The sequence below is a fragment of the Streptomyces griseofuscus genome, from assembly GCF_014673495.1.
Classification (GTDB): domain Bacteria; phylum Actinomycetota; class Actinomycetes; order Streptomycetales; family Streptomycetaceae; genus Streptomyces; species Streptomyces murinus.
The window spans coordinates 109,279-130,069 of the sequence record NZ_CP051006.1; the positions used below are offsets into that span (position 1 = coordinate 109,279).

Below are 20,791 nucleotides of genomic sequence, written 5' to 3' on the forward strand. Positions count from 1 at the left end.
GAGCATGCCCACAACCGAGCCGGTGGGGCGGCGGCTCACCGGCGCGGCGAAGGTGGTGCCGCGGCGCGCCGAGGAGATCTTCGGGAACACCGACCGGCTCCATCGCGCCTCGCCGAGCACAGGGGCGGTGCGCGCGGCGAGGTGTCGGTGTCCGGGTTCGGCACCACCCTCGCACCGCTGATCCTGCCGGCCGCCGCCATACTCAAGCAGCGCCTGCCCGAGCTGCGCACGACGCTCGCCGAGCTCGATCCGCCGACCAGCTTCGAGCTGCCGCAGCTGGGGCGCACGGATGCGGTCATCGCCGTGGAGTCGCCGCTGGCGCCCGCCGCGGACGCTCGCTTCGACAAGCGGCCGCTGATGACAGAGGTGTTCGACGTGACTGTGCCCGAGGACCATCCGCTGGCGCAGGCGCCATCACTGACCCTGCGAGACCTGGCCGACGAGACGTGGGTCTTCGCCACGGTCGGCATGTGCCAGGAGATTCCCCTTGCCGCCTGCACGGCCGCCGGTTTCACCCCGCACGCGACGCATGTCATCGGCGACTGGAACGCCACCTTCGCCGCCGTCCGCCAGGACCTGGGCATCTGCCTGATGCTCCGGCTGGCCCGCCGGTCGTCCGAGCCCGGTGTCACGATGCGGCGTTTCGACGACGCGCCCTGGCGCGGGGTGTTCGCCGCCATACGGCCCGGCAGCGGGGACGTGCCGCATATCGAGCCGGTACTGGAGGCCCTGGGTGAAGGGGCTCCGGCGGCCGAATCAGAGCTCGACAGGGCGCCGCGGGGTTAATTTCGTAGGCGATAGGCGCCGAACTACCGAAGCATCGAACGTTTCAGGCGGCCTTCGCGTTGATCGGAAAGATTTTATTGCTGGACCGCGGGTGGGGGCGCGAGCGACGCTCTTGGTGCGGTTCGGCGGAGCGCTTCCGCCCCGCCCCTGCCTTCCCCCTTCGCTCTTGTTGTCCGCTGAAGGTGAGGGCCCGTCATGAAATCGGGCGCGCTGCTGCACTGTCCGGCCTGAGTCTGCTGTGGGGCTCGGTCTTCCTCTGGATCAAGATCTCCGGGTACGGCTTCTCGCCCGTGGAGATGGTGTTCGTGCGGCTCGTCCTCGGGGCCGCCATGCTGATGGCCACCGGACTGTCCCGAGGGCAGAGCCCACTCCGGGACCGCAAGCTCCTCGAGCACATGGCCCTGGCCGCGCTGCTCGGCAACGCCGTGCCCTGACTGCTGTTCGCCCAGGGTGAGGTGCACGGTTCCAGCAACGTCGCCGGCATCGTCAGCGGCACTGGCCCGGTCTGGTCACTCGGCGCGGCCGTGCTGTTCGGCACCGAGAAGGTGGACAAGCCCGCCGAGCAGACACCGGTCACCGCGAACACCGACACCCCCGCACCGGCCAAGGGGCTCGCGGGCGCACGGTGAGGGCCGGGGTCCTCGCCCCACGAACCGCACGCAATGAACGGCGCCCGGCGGGACGGTCCGCTCCCCGGCCGCTCTCCGCACCACCTCCCGCCGTCGGAGACGCAGGCCGCTCGCATCGCTGCCGTCACCGGACCTGCACAGATGCCGACGATCGAGCTGGCGGACGCCGGGCCGGCTGACGAGTGCGTCGAGGTGTCGCCCGCCCGCTTGTCGAGCGGGGCGCCTTGTCGGTCTGCTGCATTGGCAGCACCAAGGTCACCGGGTAGGAGGAACCAGCCCCTGGCCACCAGGCCGGGGACACACTCCGGTGTGATGATCACAAGGAGATGACACCACGGCTCCGGTCGATGACCCTGCCCCGCAGGAGGATCCAAGAATGAACGCGACTGTGAAACACCTTTTCGGCATCGGCGCGGCGATCACCATAGGCGCGCTGGCCCCGCTCGCGTCCGCAGCTCCCGCCGCAGTCGCGGTCACGGGCGCGCATTGCGTCCGTGCCGAGCAGGACGTGTGGGACAGCGGGCCGAGCCGCACCGTGACCGCTCGGGGCTGCGGCATCCCGTCCCAGGAGCATCGGTGGTACAAGGTGGAGATCGACACCCTCGTCGAACGCCACTACAAAGGTGACAGCGTGGAGTCTGGAGTCGACCGGTCCACGACCGTGCGCAGTAGGACCATCAGGTGCCTCGGTTACACCTCTGATGCCGGCACCGGCGCGGTCGACTGGTTCGGCTGCCCGCCCGTCTGACGCGCCCGCTGCAAACCGCTGTCCGACCCCCGTTCCCCGGAAGTGATCGACCCGCACGGCCGCGCCCCCGGAGGAGCGCTGTCCGGCGGCGGTGCGGAGCGGGTGGCAAGACGGCCGGGTCCGGGGATCTGTGCCAGGTCGCGAACATGCCCGCCGGCCATCAGCCGTACCGCTCCGCGCGGTCCCAGCGTGGCGGCCCGTTCCTGGGAATCATGGAGGAGGTTGTGCGTCACGTGCGGGAGTTCAAGCGCTGGCGGCGGCGTGTTCGGCCTGTTGGCGGGTGCCGTGGGCTCCCCGCACGGCGCGGGTTGCCGATCGCTTCGAGGAGGGTCCTGTGCGTCGGGCGGGGGCGCGGCGCCGGAAGACCGCCCCGCCCCGACATTGCGGAACGGCGGAGACCACCGCGCGGAGCGACCTACGCCTGACCGTGCTCCTTGAGCTGTTTCATGCCGATGACCACGATGATCAGCTTGCCGTCGTACGTGTGGAAGCCGGGGCGGGCGGTGCCACCGGCCGGGCTATCGGCACCAAGCAGGGCCCGCAACCAGCTCGAAGGTTTGTCTGAGCTTGCGTCAGCCGACCACCTTCCCCCCGGCCGACCCCCCGGCCGGCGTACGGCGTCCTCACCCACGACCGCTGGAGCGCGTGCGGCCTCGCTCCCCTGCCCCCGTGGCGCGAGCCCCTCGCGCGGGCCCTGCGGACCTGACCGCTCCCGCGGCAGGGCCGCCACCGCAGCGCGTCGACCGGCTCCCCGCGAGCGGATCGCGGGGACCTCACGACGGCTCACGGCGACTTCGGCCCGGAGACGAAGGCGCCGTTCCTGTCGTAGGGCCAGGCGTTGGCGACGCATCCGTGCAGCCCCTTGATCTGCTGCATCATCACGGGGGCCAAGCGGCCGGGCCCGGCGCAGGTGGTGTGCGTGTAGCCCAGGAAGTGCCCCATCTCGTGGTTGATGATCAGCGCCCGGTAGTCGTGGATCGGGCCGTCGAACGTGGGCGAGCCCTCGACCCAGCGCTTGAGGTTAACCACGACTCCGCCGGGGACCTCGCAGTTGTACTCGCCCCCGGTGTCCTGGTGGATGCCCGCCCAGCACAGGGCATCGGCCGTCCCCGGCGTCGCGATGCTCACCGTGAGGTCGTGCGGCTGTCCCGCGCCCACCAGCTGGAACGCGTAGGCCGGGTTGTGGCTCCAACCCCGGGGGGCGGCGAGTATGCCGGCGATCTCGTCGGCCGCCTGGGCCGGCGAGAGGTCGAGGCCGGTCTCGGTCTTCACGACGTAACGGAGCGGACGCGGGCCCCGGCCGACCTTCGCGCCGCCGGCCCGCGCGGTGACGAATACGCCGGTGCCCTTCGAGGGGACCTCGGTCCCGGTGTCGGTCGGCGAAGGGGAGGGCGGCGGAGCGGTCTTCCTCTTCGCCGTGTTATTGGTTTTGCTCTGGGTCTGGGCCTCGGGTGGAGCGCTCACTGCGCTCCGCTGACGCGGCGCGCCGCTCGACGCGTCGCTCCGGCCGTCCAGGAGGACGGCGGCGGAGCCGAGCAGTCCGACGACCGTCAGTGCGGCGACCGGCCAGCCCCTGCCCCGACGGCATGGCCGTCGCCGGCGGCGGGAGGGCCGGCGGCGTTCGGCCCGGTGAGATGCGTGCATGGCAGCTCAAACTGGCCATTTCAGATGATCGCCATGAGCGCGAATCGTCACGGAAAGGTAACGAGCGGCTTTCCGGCGGTGCCCATCACCGCGGGCCCGGCGGGCGGCCCCTCGGCCCGGTGTGATCATTTGGTAACAGCCCCCGCCCGGGGCCCCCTCCTCCGGACGGTCAGCCGCCGGCATCTGCCTACACTCCCGAGGTGCCACGAGTTCTGCTTGTCGAGGATGACCCAGACGTACGCGAGGCCGTCCGGCTGGGCCTGCGACATCAGGGACATGAGGTGATCGCCGCCGAAACGGGCGAAGAGGGCTGGGAACACCTCGGGCTCTTCCGCCCGGACGTCGTCGTGCTGGACCTCATGCTGCCCGGCATGTCCGGCCTCGACGTGTGCCGGCGCATCAGGGACCGCGACCAGGTGCCGATCATCATGGTGACCGCCAAGGGGGACGACATCGACGTGGTCGTGGGGCTGGAGGCCGGCGCGGACGACTACGTGGTCAAACCCGTGCGGGCCCGGGTGCTCGACGCGCGCATACGGGCCGTGCTGCGCAGGCAGGACCCCTCCGTCTCGAACACCGCCCGGCCACGGCCGGAGTCGCACGGGGACCTGGTCATCGACCGGGCCGGACTCGTGGTGACGCACAGCGGTGAACGCGTGACGCTCGCCCCCTCCGAGCTTCGGCTGCTGCTGACCCTCTCGGCCTCGCCCGGCCAGGTGTTCAGCCGCCAGCAACTGCTGGAACTGGTCTGGGAGCACAGCTACTACGGCGACATACGGCTCGTGGACGCCTGTGTGAAGCGACTGCGCGGCAAACTCGGTGAGCCCGCCGGCCGGCCCCGGTACATCCAAACCGTGCGCGGCTTCGGCTACCGCTTCGGCACCTCGTGAACGGCCCGGTGTCCGGGCGGGCGCCCTTCCTGCGGGCGGCCCTGGCGCGCGTCCCGCTTCCGCTGCGGGGCCTGCGCCCCCGCCTGATCGCGGCTTTCGTCCTGGTCGCCACGGTCAGCGCCCTGAGCACCGGGGCACTCGCCTTCCGGGGCGCGCGCACCGGAGTGCTCCAGCAGAGCCAGGACGCCGTCATCCGGCAGTTCCGGACCAGTGTCAACGCCGCGGCCGTCTACACGCCCCCGGTGCCGGGCGCCTCGGACCTCCAGCGGGCGGTGGACCAGGTGCTGCACGCCAACCCGGAACAGGGGTGGCGGGTCCTGGCGACGTACGGCGACCACCGCGCCTGGGCGCCGAGCGCCGGCTTCGACAAGCTGAGCCCGGAACTGCTGCGGTCCGTGCGGACCAAGCGCGCCGCGGTGTTCCAGCGGGTGAACACCCAAGGGCATTCCTTCCTCGTCGTCGGCATGCCGGTCACGTACACCACCGCCGCGGACCAGACGCCCAGGCTCTCGGGAATGGCGATGTTCCTGGTGGTGCCGCAGAACACCGAAGAGGCGTACGTCGACGCGATGGTCGGCAACATCGAGCGCGCCACCCTGGTGGCACTGTGCCTCGCCGTCGCCTTGGCGCTGATGGCCGCGAGCGGTGTGCTCCGTCCCGTGCGGGCGCTGCGCGGGGCGACGCGCCGGATGGCCGAAGGGCACCTCGACGTCCGGCTGGCGGTCAGCGGTTCCGACGAACTGGCCGATCTGTCGCAGTCCTTCAACGACACGGCGGCCGCGCTGGAGCGGTCGGTGGCGGAGCTGCGCCGGCTGGAGGCCCAGGCGCGCCGCTTCGTCGCCGATGTCTCCCATGAACTGCGGACGCCGCTGGCCGCGATGTCGGCGGTCACCGACGTGCTGGACGAGAACGCGCTCCACCTGGACCAGGAGACCGGCCACGCGCTGCGGCTCGTCCGTGAGGGGACCAGCCGGCTGAGCGGACTGGTGGAGGACCTGATGGAGATCTCCCGCTTCGACGCGGGCGCGATCGAACCCCACCTGGACGAGCTCGACCTGGCCGAGTCCCTGGCGAACACCCTCGCCGCACGCAACTGGCAGGACTAGGTGGAGACACACGTGCCCGGACCGGGCGTGCTCCGGACGCGTGTGGACCCACGCCGGTTCGACGTGGTGATGGCCAATCTGGTCGGCAACGCGCTGCGGCACGGGGCAGCGCCGGTGCGGCTGACCATGGAGCGGGAGGAGCGAGCGGACGGGGCGTGGGCGGTCGTCAAGGTGAGCGACAACGGGCCGGGGATCACGGAGGAAGCGATGCCGCACATCTTCGAACGCTTCTACAAGGCGGGCGCCTCGCGGACCAGGAGCGAGAGCAGCGGACTGGGACTGGCCATCACGGCGGAGAACGTCCGTCTGCACCAGGGACGCATCAGCGCGGCGAACCTGCCCGGCGGCGGCGCGGAGTTCACGGTCGAACTCCCGCTGCGGCGCGACTCCCCGGACACCGACGACGAAGCCGCCGGGGGACCCCGGTGAAGGGCTCACGCGTACCCGCGCTGCTGGCCGGATTCGCCGCGGCGCTCCTGACGGCGGCCTGCGGAGTCCCCCGGTCAGGTGTCATCGAGGCGGGTCAGCCGGCAAGCGGCATGGCCGCTCCCGATCACCAGTCACCGCCGCCCACCATGACCCCCGTCTACTTCCTGCACGACGGCGAACCGAAGCCGTACCCGCGCGGGATCGACGGCCCCGGGGACTACGAAGGCGCCGTGCGCGCGCTGTTCGACGGACCGTCCACGAGCGAGGCCCCGGCGATCACCACGGAACTGCCCCGGCTGACCGCCGCGCCGGACGTGACGACCGTCGACGACGACACCATCTCCGTCCGGCTCCCCGCGCGCGCCCCTGCCCTGAGTCAGGCCGCCCTGATGCAACTGGTGTGCACGGTCGCCGGCGTACCCCAGCCGCCCGCCCTGCAGCCCACGGACCCGACCGGCGCCGAACGCCTCGCGGCCTCCGCCGTCCCCACCCGGCACCCCCTCACCTCCCTGACCGTCCACGTCCGCGGAACCGGCTGGGCGCTGACCCGGCCCACCGACTCGTGCCCGGACTCGGCCCTGCCGTAGGAGCACCCGGCCGGGCGGCGGCTGCGCCGTCGCCGCCGCAGAAGAGCTGAACTGCGTACGAGGGATCAGCCGTCCAGACACGGGAAAAGGAAAAGGACCCGAAGGGGGGCCTTTTGATCCCGCATGTCCGCGAGATCGGCGACGCGTCGATACGCGATACGTTGCCACTACACATTGAACGGGAATGTCCTGCAGTCTGATCCTGACCTGCGGCGGAGCACTCTGGCTTCCGGCGGCCGTTTACGGGTGTCCTGCGGACTGGCCGGGGGCTCCGAGGCGGCGAAATCCCTGGCACACCGGCGGGGTCTGCTGCCCCGTCTGCTTCTGGGAGGACGACGGGGTCCAGTTCCGCTGGCCCGCCATGAGCGGCGGCGCGAACAAGGTCTCCCTGGTCGAGGCCCAGCGGAACTACCAGGACTTCGGCGCCTGCGACGAACATGGCCGACGGTACGTCCGCCCTCCGGCCGACGACGAGCCCCTCGACCCCGCATGGCGCCCCATCGATCTGGCACGGGATTCCTTCGAGGACTGGTCGGCTGAGGAGCGCGCCCCGTGGCCCGACGACCGCTTGGTGCTCTGCTGGTGGCTGCCCACCTTCTGGCGCCGGGACCACTCCGCGTCATGACCTCCCGCATCGAAACACTCGTCCAGCAGCTCGACGGCAAGGCCGACGAGTCCTACGACGCCCGCGCGGAGCTGATCTAGATAGGCGCCGACGCCATATCCGCCGTCATCAACGGCCTGCCCTCCCTCGGCGGCTTCGGTCAGCTGACCGCCATCGAGGTCTTCGAGGAGGTGGGCGATCCCCGTTGCGGCTCGCGCAGGGACGGACTGGGCCCCGGAGGCCCGGACCGCGATCCCAGTGGCACGGCCGTTCCTCTCCTCCGTCGGTGCAACTCCTGGGCCGACACGAAGTCCTGGCAGCCCGCGAGTGCCCACGTGACCGCCTTGCGTTGTCGGGTCGTCCGGCCGTCGGCAACCGGACGGCAGGCCGGTGCCTTCGGGACGGTGGGATGTGACGGGAACCTCCCCCTGGAGCACCTCCCGGACTCCCGACCCCCGTCGATAATGACCTTGTGCGCTCGCTAACCAGGAATGCCGTCCTGCCCCTGACGCTGGTCATCATCGGGACAGCCGCAGTGGCGGGCGACGCCGCGTGGGAAACTCATACGGCCAGAAGCAGTGGGCGCAGCGGTTTCGGCAAGTCCGGCGAGCGGGGTCAGTCCCCGCAGGACCAGGACCAGGCCCTCTCCGCGACGGCCCCGGCCAAGGACGGCACCGCGTACACCCCCCGCAGGACCGAGCAGAACGCTCGGATCGGCGCGGTCTTCGAAAAGGACGACCAGGGCGCCCACTTCTGCACGGCGAGCGTGGTGCAGAGTCCGGGCCGGAACATGCTGATCACTGCGGCCCACTGCGCCTTCGACGCCGACTCCGGACAGCCACTGAACGACCTGGTCTTCGCCCCCGGCTATCGCAACGGCGACGAACCCACCGGCCTGTGGAAGGTCAGCAAGGTGGTCGTCGACGAGCGCTGGGCCAAGTCGCAGGACGAGGACCTCGACGTCGCCTTCCTCGTCCTCGACCAAAAGGAGGGCAAGAACATCCAGGACGCCCTGGGCGGCAACACCCTCGGCATAAACCGCGGCTTCGACAACAAGGTCAAGATCACCGGCTACCCCGCCAGCCGTGACACCCCGATCTCATGCCAGAACCACACCACGAAGTTCAGCGACACCCAGCTGCGCATCCAGTGCACCGATCTCGAGGATGGGACCAGCGGCAGCCCCTGGCTCGCCGACTACGACCCCAAGAGCCACACCGGCACGGTCATCGGCGTCCTGGGCGGCCACGAGGGCGGCGGCGACCAGAACGACGTGTCCTACGCCGCGTACTTCGACGACGACATCGCCAAGCTCTACCGACGAGCCCAGGACGAGGACTGAGCCCAGTTCATCCGCACCCGGCTCACGGCGAAGGGCCGTACTCCGGTGGCGCTTCCGGCGGGCTTCCTCGCTGAGGCCGGCGCTCATGGGCTGCGCTAGTGTCCTGAGTCCTTGATCCATCGTTGGTCAGGACATGGGACGTCCTGGGCCGAGACTGGCCGAGTTGGTGTTGTCGGATCACGAGCGGCGGGTGCTCGGTGGGTTGGTGCGGGGGCAATCGACGCCGCAGGCTCTGGCGTTGAGGGCCCGAATCGTGCTGGCGTGCGCCGAAATGGAGCCTGATGGACTGCCCCGGTCGGCCAGTTCGGTGGCCGCTGCCGCCGGGGTGACCACGGAGACGGTATCCAAGTGGCGGGGCCGTTTCCTCAGAGACCGGCTGGACGGCCTGGGTGACGCGCCCCGCCCGGGCCGGGAGCGGACGGTCACCGATGAGCAAGTCGCCGAGCTGGTCCGGATGACGCTGGAGACGAAGCCGAAGAACGCCACGCACTGGTCGACACGCTCGATGGCCGAGCGGGTCGGCCTGTCCCAGTCCACCGTCTCCCGGGTCTGGCGGGCCTTCGGCCTTCAGTCCCACCGGGCCGAGTCATTCAAGCTGTCCACCGATCCATTCTTCGTCGACAAGGTCCACGACGTGGTCGGGCTCTACCTCGACCCGCCCGAAAGGGCACTGGTGCTCTGCGTCGACGAGAAGTCCCAGATCCAGGCACTGGACCGCTCTCAGCCTGTGCTGCCGATGATGCCCGGTGTCCCGCAACGGGCCAGCCACGATTACGTGCGCGCGGGCACCACGACGCTGTTCGCCGCTCTGAACACGGCCACCGGCAAAGTCATCGGCTCACTGCATCGCCGCCACCGCACTGCCGAGTTCAAGAAGTTCCTGGCCAAGCTGGAGCGCGAGATCCCGACCGGCCTGGAGGTGCACCTCGTCCTGGACAACTACGCCACTCACAAGACCGAGACGATCAAGAAGTGGCTGCTGGCCCATCCCCGTTTCCAGCTGCATTTCACACCCACCGGCTCGTCCTGGCTGAACCTGGTCGAGCGGTGGTTCGCCGAGCTGACCAGCAAGAAGCTCCGCCGCGGCGTCCACCGCTCCGTCCAGGCCCTCGAACGAGACATCCGGGCCTGGGTCGCCGACTGGAACGACAACCCTCGCCCATACGTCTGGACCAAGACCGCCGATCAAATCCTCGAATCCCTCGCCAGCTACTGCCGACGGATCAAAGACTCAGGACACTAGGGCCTGTCTGACGGCGCTGGAGCGGCTGCTCGGCGAGCACGCGCCGCCCGCCGCCACCGAAGACCGCCATGACGGCCGACGACGTCCAGCCCCAGCAAGCCCAGCCGGTGAAGGTGGAGACGGGCCGCAGTGGGAACCGGGCAGCGAGCCTACCCGGGTGGCGGGTGCTATCTCGGGTGTGGCACGCATGGGTGAGTCGGCTGGCCCCGGGCCGGGGCCAGCCGACTCACCATTGCTGCCTTCCGGCTGCTCAGCCGCGAACGATGTTCTGCGCCTGCGGGCCCTTCTGCCCCTGGCCGATCTCGAAGGTGACGTGCTCGCCCTCGGTCAGCTCGCGATAGCCGCCGCCCTGAATCTCGGAGTAGTGCGCGAAGACGTCCGGGCCTCCGCCGTCCTGCTCGATGAAGCCGAAACCCTTTTCGGCGTTGAACCACTTCACGGTACCGCTGGCCATACTGGTCGATCCTTCATGTCATACCTGGGAACAGCCCTTCGACCGGGCATGCTCCGGCTCGCGCAACTGCACCAGCCAACAACTGTTCTACCCCGTGTTCCTTTACTCATCCAGTTGAAACTCAGCCGTAGTCATGGGGCACGGGGGCTGTTCGTGCCAGCGGACCGGTGGCGCCCGCGACGGCCGCCGCTCCCTTGCCCCGATGACCGGGTTTGGGCGGTGGCCCGGTGCCTGGCCAAACAATGCAGGGCCTTCCGTCAGCCGGAAGGCCCTGCATTCGAGAGGACTGAAACGGAGGAGGGACGTCAGTGCTTGAAGGCGTCCTTCGTCTTCTCCTTGGCCTCGCGGGCGTCGCCCGTGCTCTTCTCCGCCTGGCCCTCGGCGGCCATCCGGTCGTTGCCGAGGGCGCTGCCCGCGGCTTCCTTGGCCTTGCCCTTGGCCTGCTCGGTCTTCGCCTTGGCCTTCTCGCCGGCACTCATGAAAGACAGCCTCCTCGAAGTGTTCGTTCGCTTGCGGTGACCAACTCGTGCCCCGGCGCAGTCCCGGTAAACAGAGGCGCAGCCGAGGAGTGCCCTCCCAGGTGGAGGGCATACGGCGCTCAGGAGGTTGATAACTATGGTTCCCCTTTTGCTGGTACTGCTTCTCGCGCTCATTCTTTTCGGCGCCGGTTTCGCCCTCAAGATTCTCTGGTGGGTGGCTCTGATCGTCCTGGTGGTATGGCTGCTCGGGTTCGTGGTGCGTTCCACGAATTCCGGCGGTGGCCGTGGCCGCTGGTATCGATGGTGACCTGAGGTCGAACACGTCTGTCTGTAGGGCCCGGCCGGTTCAACGGCCGGGCCCTACAGACATGTCTGCGGGGCCCGAACCACACCCGGCGAATGCGTCCGAGACAGGAACCGGGGTAGACACGTAGCAATAGGGGGTGGGGCGGACACGCGCGCCAGGAACCCCCGGCGGGCCGGCCAGGACGGGGGCCCTCTCGGCACGCGGACACCCCATGAAGCAGGTGCCGGGCGCCGAGTTCTGAAGGCTCCTCGCCGACGCACACAGCGCCCCCAGGTCACCTTGCACGCAGGGCAGGCGGTCACCGGCATCATCGAGCGCCCGGCATCGCCTGGCGGGCGATGCCCACGGACTTTCCCGCGTGGGACGGCGTCTACGCCTTCTTCCGGCGCTGCCGCGACAACGGCCTGACCTCCGAGTTCCACGACCGGTTGCGCGACCGTGTCCGCGGGGCCGCGGGCCGCGATCCGGAACCGACGGCCGGTGTCATCGACGCGAGTCGGTCAGAGGAGCCGCGTCGGGGCCTGCCGCGACCAGGGGTTTCGACGGCGGGAAGAAGGTCAACGGCCGCAAGCGGCGCCTCGTGGTGAACACCCTCACCGACCGGGACGGGGGCCTGACGCTGCTGGTCCGGCTGCACGAGCGGCACTGGCGCGTCACGCGGGTCTGGGCCGACGGCGGCTACACCGGACAACTCGTCAACTACACCCGCGAGGTCCTGCGCGTCGTATAGACCGTGGCCGGACGCAGCGACAACACCAGCGGCTTCACCGTGCTCCCCCAAAGGTGGCCGGTGGAACGCACGTTCGCCTGGCTGATGCACTCACGCCGCCTGGCCCGCGACTACGAGGCGCGCACCGACACCTCCGAAGCGGTGATCCGGCGGTCGATGAGCATGGTCATGAGCCGCCGGCTCGCGCGACGGGCACACTGAACAGGCCCGGCCGTTCCTCCGTCAGCCAGCCCCGCGCGGCCAGGCGCTTCGCCTTCGACCGCACTCCTTCGACGTTCGCCGGGACCGGCTCCAGCCCGAGAGCCGCTGCGAGTTGACGGCAGTCCATCGCCTCCCCGCCCGCGCCGTTCCCACCGGCCGGGATGTCCGTGATCCGCCGGTAGTCCGGTGCCAGAACCGTGGGCGCGAGTCCTTCCTTCCAGTGCAGCACCACCGAACCGGACACCGCGGCCGTGACCTGCACCGGCCGTTCGCCGGCCACCACCGCCTGCGGGGTGTCCCCGGCCTTGCGGGGCTCACCCAGGACCTCGCCCACCGTCTCGCGGGCAATCACGAACCGCTCCCCCACGGCCTCCGCCTCGCGCAGCTCGGCCTGCAGAGCCTCCACCCGCTGCCGAGCGGCGCGTTCACGCTCCTCCAGCAACCTCATCACCGACGGCGTCCCGGCACCTCCACCGAAGAGACGACACGACACCTCGTCCCTGCCGCCGAAACACCGCCCCTATACCTGAACGCCACCAACGTAAAACAGGGCGTGCGGGTGGAGCTGGCGTGGCCGCCAAGCGGCACGGCATACCGACCGTCGCGGTCATCGTCGCCACACCGCTGCCGCTCTGTCTGGAGCGCCTGGGCCCGCGGCCGGCCAACTGGCGCGTGCCCGAGGACACCGTCCGCTTCCAGCACCAGACCAAGGTCGCTTCGCATCAGCGGCTCGGCGCCGAAGGCTTCAACACGGTGGTCTTCGCCGACGCCCTGTACCGGCTGGAGCCGTTTCTGGAGCGGCTCTCGCAGGTGCGGGAGGCCGACCTCGGGCGCGACGGCAGCGAGGGCCTGGGTGTTGCGGGACATGACGTTGGTGACAGAGACCAACGCCCGTGCAATCAAGGTGCCTCGACGGACAGTGGTCGGGTAGCGTGCAGGCCATGTCGAGTCCTGAGTCAGACAAGGTGGGGGCTTTCGGTCACGCCGTCAGCCCCCTGAACCATTGAGCTCCTAGACCTGCCGTCGCACCGCGTTCTGCCGTGCGACGAGGGCGCCCTTCAGGGGCTGGCCGCGGTGACGAGATGACCTTGTCGTGCTTCTCCTCGCCCCGGAGCCACTCGATGTCTCTTCCGCTGTATCTGCTCGCCGTGGCCGTCTTCGCCATGGGCACCTCGGAGTTCATGCTCGCCGGCCTCTTGCCGGACATCGCCTCCGATCTCAACGTCACCGTCGGGACAGCAGGCGTGCTCACCTCGGCCTTCGCAATCGGCATGATCGTCGGCGCCCCCCTTGTGGCCGCACTCGCCCGCAGCTGGCCCAGGCGCTCCAGTCTGCTCGGGTTCATCCTCGCTTTCGCGGCAGCCCACGCCATGGGCGCCATCACCACCAGCTTCCCGGTCTTGTTCGCCACCCGGGCCGTCGCCGCGCTCGCCAACGCAGGTTTCCTCGCAGTCGCCCTGGCGGCTGCCACCACCCTGGTCTCGCCCGACAAGAAGGGCCGTGCGCTGGCCGTCCTGCTGTCAGGCACGACGACCGCCACGATTGCCGGTGTCCCCGGTGGCTCGGTGCTCGGCACCGTGCTCGGCTGGCGGGCCACATTCTGGGCTGTCGCCGCTCTCTGTCTACCTGCAGCTCTCGGCATCCTGAAGGGCATCCCAGCGGGACAGGCGAAAGACCAGACGCCTGGCGGACCAGCCCTGCGAGCGGAACTCGCCCAGCTGGCACGGCGGAGGTTGCTCCTGGTGATGCTGCTCGGCGCGCTGGTGAACGCGGCCACCTTCGCCGGCTTCACTTTCCTCGCCCCTGTCGTGACCGGCACAACCGGGCTCAGCGAACTGTGGATCTCTGTCGCCCTGGTGCTCTTCGGTGCCGGTTCCTTCGCTGGGGTCACGGTCGCCGGTCGACTGTCTGACCAGCACCCCGGCACGGTCATCGCGGTCGGCGGCCCGCTGCTGCTCATCGGCTGGCCAGCCCTGGCCATGCTGGCCGCCAAGCCGGTCGCCCTGCTCACCCTCGTATTCATCCAGGGAGCCCTGTCGTTCGCACTGGGCAGCACCCTGATCACGCGGGTCCTTTACGAAGCCGCAGGAGCCCCGACCATGGCCGGCTCCTACGCGACCGCGGCACTCAACGTCGGCGCTGCCGTCGGCCCCCTCATCGCCGCGACCACCCTCGGCACCGGAGCCGGAAACCTCGGGCCGCTGTGGTCGAGCGGGCTCATGGTAGCTGTCGCGCTGCTCATTGCGCTCCCCCTCCGCACCGTGATCGCGGCCGGCCGAAACACCGAGGTGCTCCAGTGACGCATGCGAACGCCCCCTTGACCATCCAGGGACGCCGAAGGCTCGAACGCTGCCGCACCCGTCCGATCACCCACGTCGCCGCCGAGACTGGAGTCTCCCGCGCCTGCCTGTCCAAATGGAAGAGCCGCTACGACCAGTACGGCGAAGCCGGGCTGCAGGACCGTTTGAGCGTCCCGCACACCTCACCGACCCAAACTCCGCCCGACGTCGTCGAACGGATCGAGCAGCTGCGGCGGGACAGCAAGCGGTCCGCCCGCAGGATCGCACTCGAACTCGCGGGCCACGGCGTGCGGATCAGCGAACGCACCGTGGGCCGGTGGCTGGCGCGTCTGGGCATAAACCACCGCCGGTTCCTCGATCCCGACGGCTCGGTCAACCGGCGCCCGCCGAAACGAATCGTGGCCCGCTACCCAGGCCACATGGTCCACTCGGCGCTTCGTGGCCAGTGCAGATAGCGGGTGGCGAAATGGGCACTGCCCGCCCACCCACCGCGCCCATAGCGAGCCCCGAGTCCACCGCCCCGTGCGCCCACCACCCGGCTCTACCCGCCAGCACCCGGCCCAGAAATCGGTGTACGTAACCGTTCCAGCCCGGACCCGTGACCGCCTCGGGGGGCATGTACCGCCCTCATATGGGTCTACCTCCGCCGTGGAACTGACTTATTCGTAGGCGCCTTCTTCGCCGGTGCCTTCTTCCCGGGCGCCTTCTTCGACCGCCACGAGGGGACCGAGTTGCGCACCATGGCCGCCTCCCTGCCCACCACCACGGTGATCGAAGTCGAGGATGCAGCACCGGTGACAGACCTGCGGGGTCCGACCGTGATCGCTACCGGCGGCGCAACGAGGTCGAGCGGACCAGCAACCGACAGCCCGGCAGGACCCGGTCCCAGGCGCCGCCCGCCGACCAGCGGCGATGCCGCTCGCAGACCGTCTTCCAAGGCCCGTAGCGTTCCAGCAGGTCACGCCACGGGACACCGGTCCGAACCGGGAACAGAATCCCCTTGATCACCCTGCGATGGCCGCTTCACCAGCTTTCCCGACCACCCCCGGACGGCAGATGCGGCTCGAGCAGCGACCACTCGCGATTCGTCAGATCCCCCGGCTCATGCCCCGCCCGACGAGCAACCCGGTCGGAAAGTCACATGATCCGCCGGACAGTGCCTAATGGTCCAGGCTCAGGGCATGCTTGAGTTCGCGGCGACCGTGCTGGATCCGCCAGCGCATCTTCGCCCACCGCACCAGGTCGGCGACCGGTGTCGTGGCGAGCAGGTTCGATATCCAGTAGTCCGTCGGAGTGTCCTGGCCGTCCGGCCATTCGACGAGGAGCGTCTGGACGAGCAGGACGCCGCAAGGTGGGAACAGGCCCGCGTGAATACTGAGTTGCGACGCTCTGTGGCCGTTGGCGAGACCTGCGCGGATCCTTCGTTTCAGGTCGCCTGCGTGGCCAGCCTGCGCAAGGCCCGCACGGCAGGTGATCCGGGGTCGGCCGTCATCAGGACGACTTCCTGGTCATCCTCGGGCACGAGCAGGACGTCGCAGTTCAACCGCAGCGCACCGGCCTCCGGATGGTCCAGGGTCTTGGTGCGATGCCCGGGAGCGTGGACCGGACGCGCCTCCCAGATCTGCCGGAACTCCTCACTGCCGGCGCGCAGTTCGGCCAACAGCGCGGCCAACCGCGGGTCATGCGGGTAGCGGTCCGCGGCCCGGCGCAGCCGCGCCACCACGATGTGCCCGAATTCCTCGGCGCTGGAGCTCCCGTACATCCGCCCCTGGCCCAGGAAGCGGCGTCGGGCCAGGTTCGTCGTCCCGCACCCAAGGTCGGCGCCGAGCAGTGCCCGGGCCAGGGGGTTCCAGGCGACAACGTCGTACGCCGCGTCAGTGACGATGGCACCGGTCTCCGGCAGCCGCTCCAGCATCCGGGCCACGTGCGGGCGCACCCGCCGCACGGCGGTGATGCCGGGCGGCGCGCTCGAACCCGCCAGGCGGAACAGATGGCTGCGCTCGGCCGGCGTGAGCCGCAGCGCGCGGGCCAGCGCGTCCAGGATCCGGGCCGATGGCCGCGGCCCCCGGGCCTGCTCCAGCCGCGTGTAGTAGTCGACCGACATGTGGGCGAGCTCCGCCACCTCTTCGCGGCGCAGACCCGGTGTGCGGCGGTCGGTGCCCGTCGCTGCCAGGCCGATCTCGTGCGGACGCAGGGCCGCCCGGCGGTCCCGTAGGTAGTGGGCCAGCTCCTGCCGTGCCATGTCGCCTCCTTCCACTGCCTGGTACAGGCTGTCCCTGGCAGGGCGCTCACGACCAGGGAAGTGTGGTTGCCATGAACGAACGCACAGCTCTGGTCACCGGTGCCAACAAGGGCATTGGCAAGCATATCGCCCGGCTGCTCGCCGCCGAGGGCCTCACCGTGTACGTGGGCTCCCGTGACCCCGGGCGCGGGCAGCGGGCCGTCGAGGAGATCGGAGCCGGGGCCCGTCTGCTGGTCCTCGACGTGACCGATCCCGACGGCATCGCGCGGGCCGCGGCTCAGATGGACCGCCTGGACGTACTGGTCAACAACGCCGGCATCTCGCCGTCACTCGCCCCGCCGGCCGACACCGGCGTCGAGGAGTACCGGCGCACATACGAGACCAATGTGTTCGGGGTAGTGGCGGTGACCAATGCCTTCCTGCCCGTCCTGCGCCGGTCCCCGCGCCCGCGCATAGTCAACATCTCCAGTGGCACGGCGTCGCTGACCTGGAGCACCACCCCCAACCCCCAGTTCACCCCGGGAAGCGGCGGCGGCGCTGCCTACCGGTCGTCCAAGGCCGCCCTCAACGCCCTCACCGTCTTCTACGCCCAGACGCTGGCCGAGGACGGCTTCAAAGTCAACGCGCTCGCCCCCGGCCTGCGGGCCACCGATCTCAACCCCCGGGCCGCCGATACCGGCGGCGACCCGGCGGAGGCCGCCCACGGTGCCCTCCGCCTGGCCCTGCTGCCGGATGACGGCCCCACCGGCGGCTTCTTCTCCTGGGACGGAACGCCCGTGCCCTGGTGATCAGCCATGGGCGGCGCCGAGAACGGGTGTCCCAGAAGTGCGTGGTCCATACCTGCCGGACCAGACGCCTCGATCCCGCGCTGCCAGGCGGTCGCTCCCGCCCTTTGCGCCCTGCGTGGATGCCGGGCCCGAGGCGGCGCGTAACGTCCCTCGCCGTATTCCGGTGCCCGCAGTCGGCGTTCTCGTCTGACCGCGGGTGCCCGGCGAGCTGGTGGGCCTCTGGCGCCCGTCAGCCGCGCGGGACGACCGTCGACTGGACGTCCGGCAGGGCCTTCCAGTCATTGGACGCCACCGTGGCGTGTGCTTTGGCCAGTTGGGTTACCCGGGCCTGCGCGTCGGCCGTTGAGGGGTTGACGTCGTCCAGCGCCGGCGGCACGTTCTGCGCGTCGGTCATGAACAGCAGATAGTGGTGGGTGTCGTACCATCCGGTGTCGATGCTGCCGTTGAGGTATGTGGCCGCGTCGCCGTCGAAAACCACGAACCAAGGGCGCAGCGACGTGTCGGAGTAGCGCGAACGGGGATCGCCTGCCTGGGCATTGTGCACCGAAGGGAAGACGTTCGCCTGTGACGTCCTGCCCTGGGTGTGCAGGTCGCGCAGGTAGCCCGCGTACTCCTGGTCGGTCCACAGAGAGTCGGTCGGGTTGCTCTCCTCGACCGTGCCGGGAATGACCTCGAGGATGACCTTGCCGGCCAGTTGCTGCCGAGTGGGCCAGTTGCCGGCGCGAGCGGCCTCGTCGAGCGTGGCATACTGCCCGCCGCCTGGCTTGTCGAGCAGGTCGGACGGCTTGAACACCAGCCCGCCGAGGTGCGCGCTGATGGACTGGTCGAGCTTGGCCGGGCTCATGCCGAACGTGGCCTGGAAGCCCGCCTTGATCTCCAGCTTGATGTACAGCGGGCCGTGCCCGGGGTGCGCCCCGAGCCACAGCCGGACGTCGTCCAGGCAGCTCTCCAGGTCCTTGTTCGCCCCGCCGGTGTAGAGCTGGGAGGCCGAGGACGCGTTGACGCAGTTGTTCGCGTTGCCCGTCGGATTGGAGTGGCTCACCTTCCACTCCTGGGTGAAGAAGTCGTCCCAGACATCGAGTTCGATCATCGAGGTGCCTGTGTCGAGAGCCTGGGCTAGATACGTGAAGGCGCCGGGGTCGTAGCTGTTGTGCAGGCCTGACGTCGTGGCGCCGGACAATGGTAGCGCGTCCGTACCGGCGGCGGAGGCGGTGACGCCCCCCGGGCCGGCCATGGTAAGCGCCAGGCACGCGGTGAGTGCCCCGAGCAGCGCGGCGCGCACGACGGCGTGTGGTCGGAACAGAGCTCGACGGGTGAACGGTCCGGTCACGTGCCCTCCTGTGGGTGTGGCTCTCCGTCAAGGACGGTGACGGCCACGTGTGAATCGACGGAGGCATGACACGTAACACGACTTGGAATCCTCCTGACAGCTCCACTTCGAGCCGAACTCCACTACGCGGGACGGGGGTTCATGTGAATGAAGCGCTCCGGGTCTGGTGGAGGCTCTGATGTGCTCCGGCTTGCGTGGAGGCGAGTTGCTGGAATCGAAACCCTCGTCAGGGGGTGGGTGGCCAAGCGTGCCGGCGGGGTCAGGGCTGCGGCGGAGCAGGGCGCTCTGGATCAGGCCCATGTGGCTGAACGCCTGCGGGAAGTTGCCGAGCCGGCGCTGCTGGACGGGGTCGTACTCCTCCGCCAGGAGCGCGAGGTCGTTGCGCAGAGCGAGGAGGCGCTCGAACAAGGCGCGGGCCTCGTCGAGGCGGCCGGTCAGGGCGAGGCCATCGACGAGCCAGAGGGCACAGGAAGAAAGTGCCCTCGTCGCCGGTCAAGTCGTCCACCCCGGCGGCCTCACCGCAGGCCCGGTAGCGGTACACGATCCCGTCGTCCGTGGAGAGCTCACGACGTACGGCGTCCACCGTGCGGAGGACGCGCGGCTCGTCGGGCGGTGGGAAGCCGGTGCGCGGGACGAGCAGCGTGGCAGCGTCCAGTTCCTTCGAGCCATAGGCCCGTGTGAAGGTGTTGCGCACCGGGGCGAAGCCCTTGTCACAAACCTCCCGGTGGATCGGCGCCCTCAGTTCGACCAGAGGGGCCACGTCCATGTCGAGCGCGCCGGCTTCGGCCAGGCGGATGGTGCGGTCGATCGCCACCCAGGCCATCACCTTGGAGTGGACGAAGTGCCGCCGGGCCCCGCGGATCTCCCAGATGCCCTCGTCGGGCTCCTGCCAGCGCCGCGCCAGGCGCTCGACGAGCCGCTGGTGCAGGACCGCGGTGGCGGCGCAGTGGGCGACACCGCTCTGGTGTCCAGCCAGGGGCTATTGCCTGATCGAGGCCGTCCGGGTTTCATCCGGTGAGGCCGAGGGCGGCCAGGGGCCTTCGTCAGTCGTGGGCTGTGTGACGTAGGGCGGCGGCGATGTTGGTGTGGCCGTCTTGACGGTGGACGCCGATGGCGAGGTTGCGCAGGCCGGCCATGATGCGCGGGAGATGGTCGGCATGGATCTTGGAGTCGTCCTCGCGGAACGTCCGGTCGCGGACGTGGTGCGGAAGGTTTCCGATCTTCCAGTGCCCGCTGATCCAGTCGGCGAGCTGGGCGCCGGTGACCGCGCCGGGCGGCAGGCTGGTGATCAGGTAGGCGCGCTCGATGGTGAGCTTGCCGCTCGTGAAGTCCTTCCCCCAGCGAACGACTTGGAGGGCCTGACGTGCGTCGGGAAAGTGGAGGTGAGCGAAGGCGGTGGTCTTCAGCCGTCGGATCTCCAGGCGGTGATGGCCCCGGGTGCGGTCGCGGTGGTCGAGCGTGATCTCGCGCCAGGGCAGACGGCGGACGAGGTCGAAGGGGCCGGGATGGTCGGCATCGACCTGGGCGATGTAGTGGGCACCGCGCTCGCGGAGGTAGGTGCCGTGGGCGTGCTGGGTGTGCAGGGCGTCGGCGGTGATGACCGTGCTGGTCAGGTCGACGCTGTCGAGCGGGGGCCGGAAGGCGGGGAACTCGTTGCTTTGTCGGCGACCTGGCGCGGGGCCAGGACATGACCGGTGTGGTCCACCGCGGCGAGCAGGGTGATCTCCCCGGTGACGTGGGTGCGCGAGCCGCGCAGGGCTTGCCGTCGACAGCGATCGCCCGCAGTCCGGGGCGGGCCGGGGCTGCGCGGGCGGCGGCATGATGCCGGACCGGACCACCCCGCGGGCGCGGGGACAGGCCGGTTCAGCCTCCGGCCCTGGCCGATCACGGGGGTTCATGGACGTTATCGAGACGCCGACCCCACTTTCCAGCCAACTGTCGAACACGCTGCG

Annotated in this window: 26 protein-coding genes and 4 pseudogenes; 19 read left to right on the forward strand and 11 right to left on the reverse strand. The window is 69.9% G+C overall.

Annotation, left to right across the window (positions count from 1 at the left end; genetic code table 11):
• Window positions 1–4: 4 nt before the first annotated feature.
• The 5 genes from HEP81_RS40905 (at window position 5) to HEP81_RS00555 (ending at window position 2,163) form a co-directional block, all read left to right on the forward strand.
• A complete protein-coding gene (locus tag HEP81_RS40905; RefSeq protein WP_172636739.1) occupies window positions 5–181 on the forward strand; it encodes a hypothetical protein in 177 nt (58 codons plus the stop codon).
• On the forward strand, window positions 148–786 hold the full coding sequence (locus HEP81_RS00540) for a LysR substrate-binding domain-containing protein (protein WP_207748322.1): 639 nt from the start codon (window positions 148–150) through the stop codon (window positions 784–786). The genes HEP81_RS40905 and HEP81_RS00540 overlap by 34 nt, the downstream gene beginning before the upstream one ends.
• A 182-nt stretch (window positions 787–968) precedes the next feature.
• The gene (locus tag HEP81_RS00545; protein ID WP_051850730.1) at window positions 969–1,220 is read left to right on the forward strand and encodes an EamA family transporter; all 252 of its coding nucleotides are present in this window, start codon (window positions 969–971) and stop codon (window positions 1,218–1,220) included.
• 21 nt (window positions 1,221–1,241) lie between these two features.
• The gene (locus HEP81_RS00550; RefSeq protein WP_157854673.1) at window positions 1,242–1,415 is read left to right on the forward strand and encodes a hypothetical protein; all 174 of its coding nucleotides are present in this window, start codon (window positions 1,242–1,244) and stop codon (window positions 1,413–1,415) included.
• Between the two features lie 376 nt (window positions 1,416–1,791).
• Entirely contained in the window at window positions 1,792–2,163 is a 372-nt protein-coding gene (locus HEP81_RS00555; RefSeq protein ID WP_037663890.1) for a hypothetical protein, read from the forward strand.
• A gap of 415 nt (window positions 2,164–2,578) precedes the next feature.
• Here the strand turns inward: HEP81_RS00555 and HEP81_RS42065 are convergent, their stop codons facing one another.
• Both HEP81_RS42065 and HEP81_RS00565 read right to left on the reverse strand, forming a co-directional pair.
• On the reverse strand, window positions 2,579–2,707 hold the full coding sequence (locus tag HEP81_RS42065; RefSeq protein ID WP_259332216.1) for a hypothetical protein: 129 nt from the start codon (window positions 2,705–2,707) through the stop codon (window positions 2,579–2,581).
• Window positions 2,708–2,946: 239 nt separating this feature from the next.
• Window positions 2,947–3,807, reverse strand: coding sequence for a DUF3152 domain-containing protein (locus HEP81_RS00565; RefSeq protein ID WP_051850731.1), 861 nt, complete (start codon window positions 3,805–3,807; stop codon window positions 2,947–2,949).
• 200 nt (window positions 3,808–4,007) lie between these two features.
• On the opposite strand from HEP81_RS00565, the gene HEP81_RS00570 reads away from it, so the two are divergent.
• From HEP81_RS00570 to HEP81_RS00595, 7 genes are all read left to right on the forward strand, one after another.
• The gene (locus tag HEP81_RS00570) at window positions 4,008–4,697 is read left to right on the forward strand and encodes a response regulator transcription factor (RefSeq protein ID WP_037663891.1); all 690 of its coding nucleotides are present in this window, start codon (window positions 4,008–4,010) and stop codon (window positions 4,695–4,697) included.
• Entirely contained in the window at window positions 4,694–5,803 is a 1,110-nt protein-coding gene (locus tag HEP81_RS00575) for a histidine kinase dimerization/phospho-acceptor domain-containing protein (RefSeq protein ID WP_421673919.1), read from the forward strand. The genes HEP81_RS00570 and HEP81_RS00575 overlap by 4 nt, the downstream gene beginning before the upstream one ends.
• 12 nt (window positions 5,804–5,815) lie before the next feature.
• Window positions 5,816–6,232 (forward strand): sensor histidine kinase, encoded by a 417-nt coding sequence (locus HEP81_RS42515; protein WP_421673920.1) that lies wholly within the window; start codon window positions 5,816–5,818, stop codon window positions 6,230–6,232.
• A complete protein-coding gene (locus HEP81_RS00580; RefSeq protein WP_037663893.1) occupies window positions 6,229–6,819 on the forward strand; it encodes a GerMN domain-containing protein in 591 nt (196 codons plus the stop codon). Before HEP81_RS42515 ends, HEP81_RS00580 begins: the two co-directional genes overlap by 4 nt.
• Window positions 6,820–7,003: 184 nt before the next feature.
• Window positions 7,004–7,444 carry a CPCC family cysteine-rich protein gene (locus HEP81_RS42070; protein WP_259431764.1) on the forward strand — a complete coding sequence of 147 codons (441 nt, stop codon included), beginning with the start codon at window positions 7,004–7,006 and terminating at the stop codon, window positions 7,442–7,444.
• 451 nt (window positions 7,445–7,895) lie between these two features.
• Entirely contained in the window at window positions 7,896–8,765 is an 870-nt protein-coding gene (locus tag HEP81_RS00590; protein WP_037663894.1) for a trypsin-like serine peptidase, read from the forward strand.
• Window positions 8,766–8,898: 133 nt separating this feature from the next.
• Window positions 8,899–10,008 (forward strand): IS630 family transposase, encoded by a 1,110-nt coding sequence (locus tag HEP81_RS00595; protein ID WP_190275930.1) that lies wholly within the window; start codon window positions 8,899–8,901, stop codon window positions 10,006–10,008.
• Window positions 10,009–10,258: 250 nt separating this feature from the next.
• Here the strand turns inward: HEP81_RS00595 and HEP81_RS00600 are convergent, their stop codons facing one another.
• Window positions 10,259–10,462: a cold-shock protein gene (locus HEP81_RS00600; protein WP_037664566.1), complete on the reverse strand. Its 204-nt coding sequence runs from the start codon at window positions 10,460–10,462 to the stop codon at window positions 10,259–10,261.
• 305 nt (window positions 10,463–10,767) lie between these two features.
• A complete protein-coding gene (locus HEP81_RS00605; RefSeq protein WP_078967832.1) occupies window positions 10,768–10,941 on the reverse strand; it encodes a CsbD family protein in 174 nt (57 codons plus the stop codon).
• Window positions 10,942–11,077: 136 nt separating this feature from the next.
• Here HEP81_RS00605 and HEP81_RS00610 point away from each other — a divergent pair, with 136 nt between their 5' ends.
• From HEP81_RS00610 to HEP81_RS00620, 3 genes are all read left to right on the forward strand, one after another.
• Window positions 11,078–11,248, forward strand: coding sequence for a hypothetical protein (locus HEP81_RS00610; RefSeq protein WP_037664568.1), 171 nt, complete (start codon window positions 11,078–11,080; stop codon window positions 11,246–11,248).
• Window positions 11,249–11,828: 580 nt separating this feature from the next.
• The gene (locus HEP81_RS00615) at window positions 11,829–11,978 is read left to right on the forward strand and encodes a hypothetical protein (RefSeq protein WP_157854708.1); all 150 of its coding nucleotides are present in this window, start codon (window positions 11,829–11,831) and stop codon (window positions 11,976–11,978) included.
• A 3-nt stretch (window positions 11,979–11,981) separates the two neighbouring features.
• Window positions 11,982–12,179 carry a transposase gene (locus HEP81_RS00620; protein ID WP_078967834.1) on the forward strand — a complete coding sequence of 66 codons (198 nt, stop codon included), beginning with the start codon at window positions 11,982–11,984 and terminating at the stop codon, window positions 12,177–12,179.
• On the opposite strand, the gene HEP81_RS00625 is transcribed toward HEP81_RS00620, so the two are convergent.
• Window positions 12,145–12,627, reverse strand: coding sequence for a hypothetical protein (locus HEP81_RS00625; protein WP_037664571.1), 483 nt, complete (start codon window positions 12,625–12,627; stop codon window positions 12,145–12,147). The two genes, HEP81_RS00620 and HEP81_RS00625, sit on opposite strands and share 35 nt — an antisense overlap.
• A 122-nt stretch (window positions 12,628–12,749) precedes the next feature.
• Between HEP81_RS00625 and HEP81_RS00630 the strand changes: the two genes are divergently transcribed.
• From HEP81_RS00630 to HEP81_RS00640, 3 genes and pseudogenes are all read left to right on the forward strand, one after another.
• Entirely contained in the window at window positions 12,750–13,178 is a 429-nt protein-coding gene (locus HEP81_RS00630) for an ATP-binding protein (RefSeq protein WP_037664574.1), read from the forward strand.
• 122 nt (window positions 13,179–13,300) lie between these two features.
• On the forward strand, window positions 13,301–14,479 hold the full coding sequence (locus tag HEP81_RS00635; protein WP_037664577.1) for a Cmx/CmrA family chloramphenicol efflux MFS transporter: 1,179 nt from the start codon (window positions 13,301–13,303) through the stop codon (window positions 14,477–14,479).
• Window positions 14,476–14,907: pseudogene (locus HEP81_RS00640) on the forward strand (helix-turn-helix domain-containing protein); the annotation flags it as partial. The gene HEP81_RS00635 and the pseudogene HEP81_RS00640, both read left to right, overlap by 4 nt.
• 445 nt (window positions 14,908–15,352) lie before the next feature.
• Here HEP81_RS00640 and HEP81_RS00645 read toward each other — a convergent pair.
• From HEP81_RS00645 to HEP81_RS00650, 3 genes and pseudogenes are all read right to left on the reverse strand, one after another.
• Window positions 15,353–15,571: pseudogene (locus tag HEP81_RS00645) on the reverse strand (transposase); the annotation flags it as partial.
• Window positions 15,572–15,642: 71 nt separating this feature from the next.
• Window positions 15,643–15,825 (reverse strand): annotated as a pseudogene (locus HEP81_RS41030) (IS701 family transposase); the annotation flags it as partial.
• A gap of 80 nt (window positions 15,826–15,905) precedes the next feature.
• Window positions 15,906–16,721: a helix-turn-helix transcriptional regulator gene (locus HEP81_RS00650; RefSeq protein WP_037662904.1), complete on the reverse strand. Its 816-nt coding sequence runs from the start codon at window positions 16,719–16,721 to the stop codon at window positions 15,906–15,908.
• A gap of 71 nt (window positions 16,722–16,792) precedes the next feature.
• On the opposite strand from HEP81_RS00650, the gene HEP81_RS00655 reads away from it, so the two are divergent.
• Window positions 16,793–17,509: an SDR family oxidoreductase gene (locus HEP81_RS00655; protein WP_037662903.1), complete on the forward strand. Its 717-nt coding sequence runs from the start codon at window positions 16,793–16,795 to the stop codon at window positions 17,507–17,509.
• A gap of 229 nt (window positions 17,510–17,738) precedes the next feature.
• Here the strand turns inward: HEP81_RS00655 and HEP81_RS00660 are convergent, their stop codons facing one another.
• The 3 genes and pseudogenes from HEP81_RS00660 to HEP81_RS00670 all read right to left on the reverse strand — a co-directional run bounded on the left by HEP81_RS00660 (window position 17,739) and on the right by HEP81_RS00670 (window position 20,659).
• Window positions 17,739–18,839 (reverse strand): phosphatidylinositol-specific phospholipase C domain-containing protein, encoded by a 1,101-nt coding sequence (locus HEP81_RS00660; protein ID WP_243279243.1) that lies wholly within the window; start codon window positions 18,837–18,839, stop codon window positions 17,739–17,741.
• Window positions 18,840–19,112: 273 nt separating this feature from the next.
• A pseudogene (locus HEP81_RS00665) lies at window positions 19,113–19,806 on the reverse strand (glycoside hydrolase family 15 protein); the annotation flags it as partial.
• 76 nt (window positions 19,807–19,882) lie between these two features.
• Window positions 19,883–20,659 carry an ISAs1 family transposase gene (locus tag HEP81_RS00670; RefSeq protein ID WP_243279244.1) on the reverse strand — a complete coding sequence of 259 codons (777 nt, stop codon included), beginning with the start codon at window positions 20,657–20,659 and terminating at the stop codon, window positions 19,883–19,885.
• Between the last annotated feature and the right edge of the window lie 132 nt (window positions 20,660–20,791).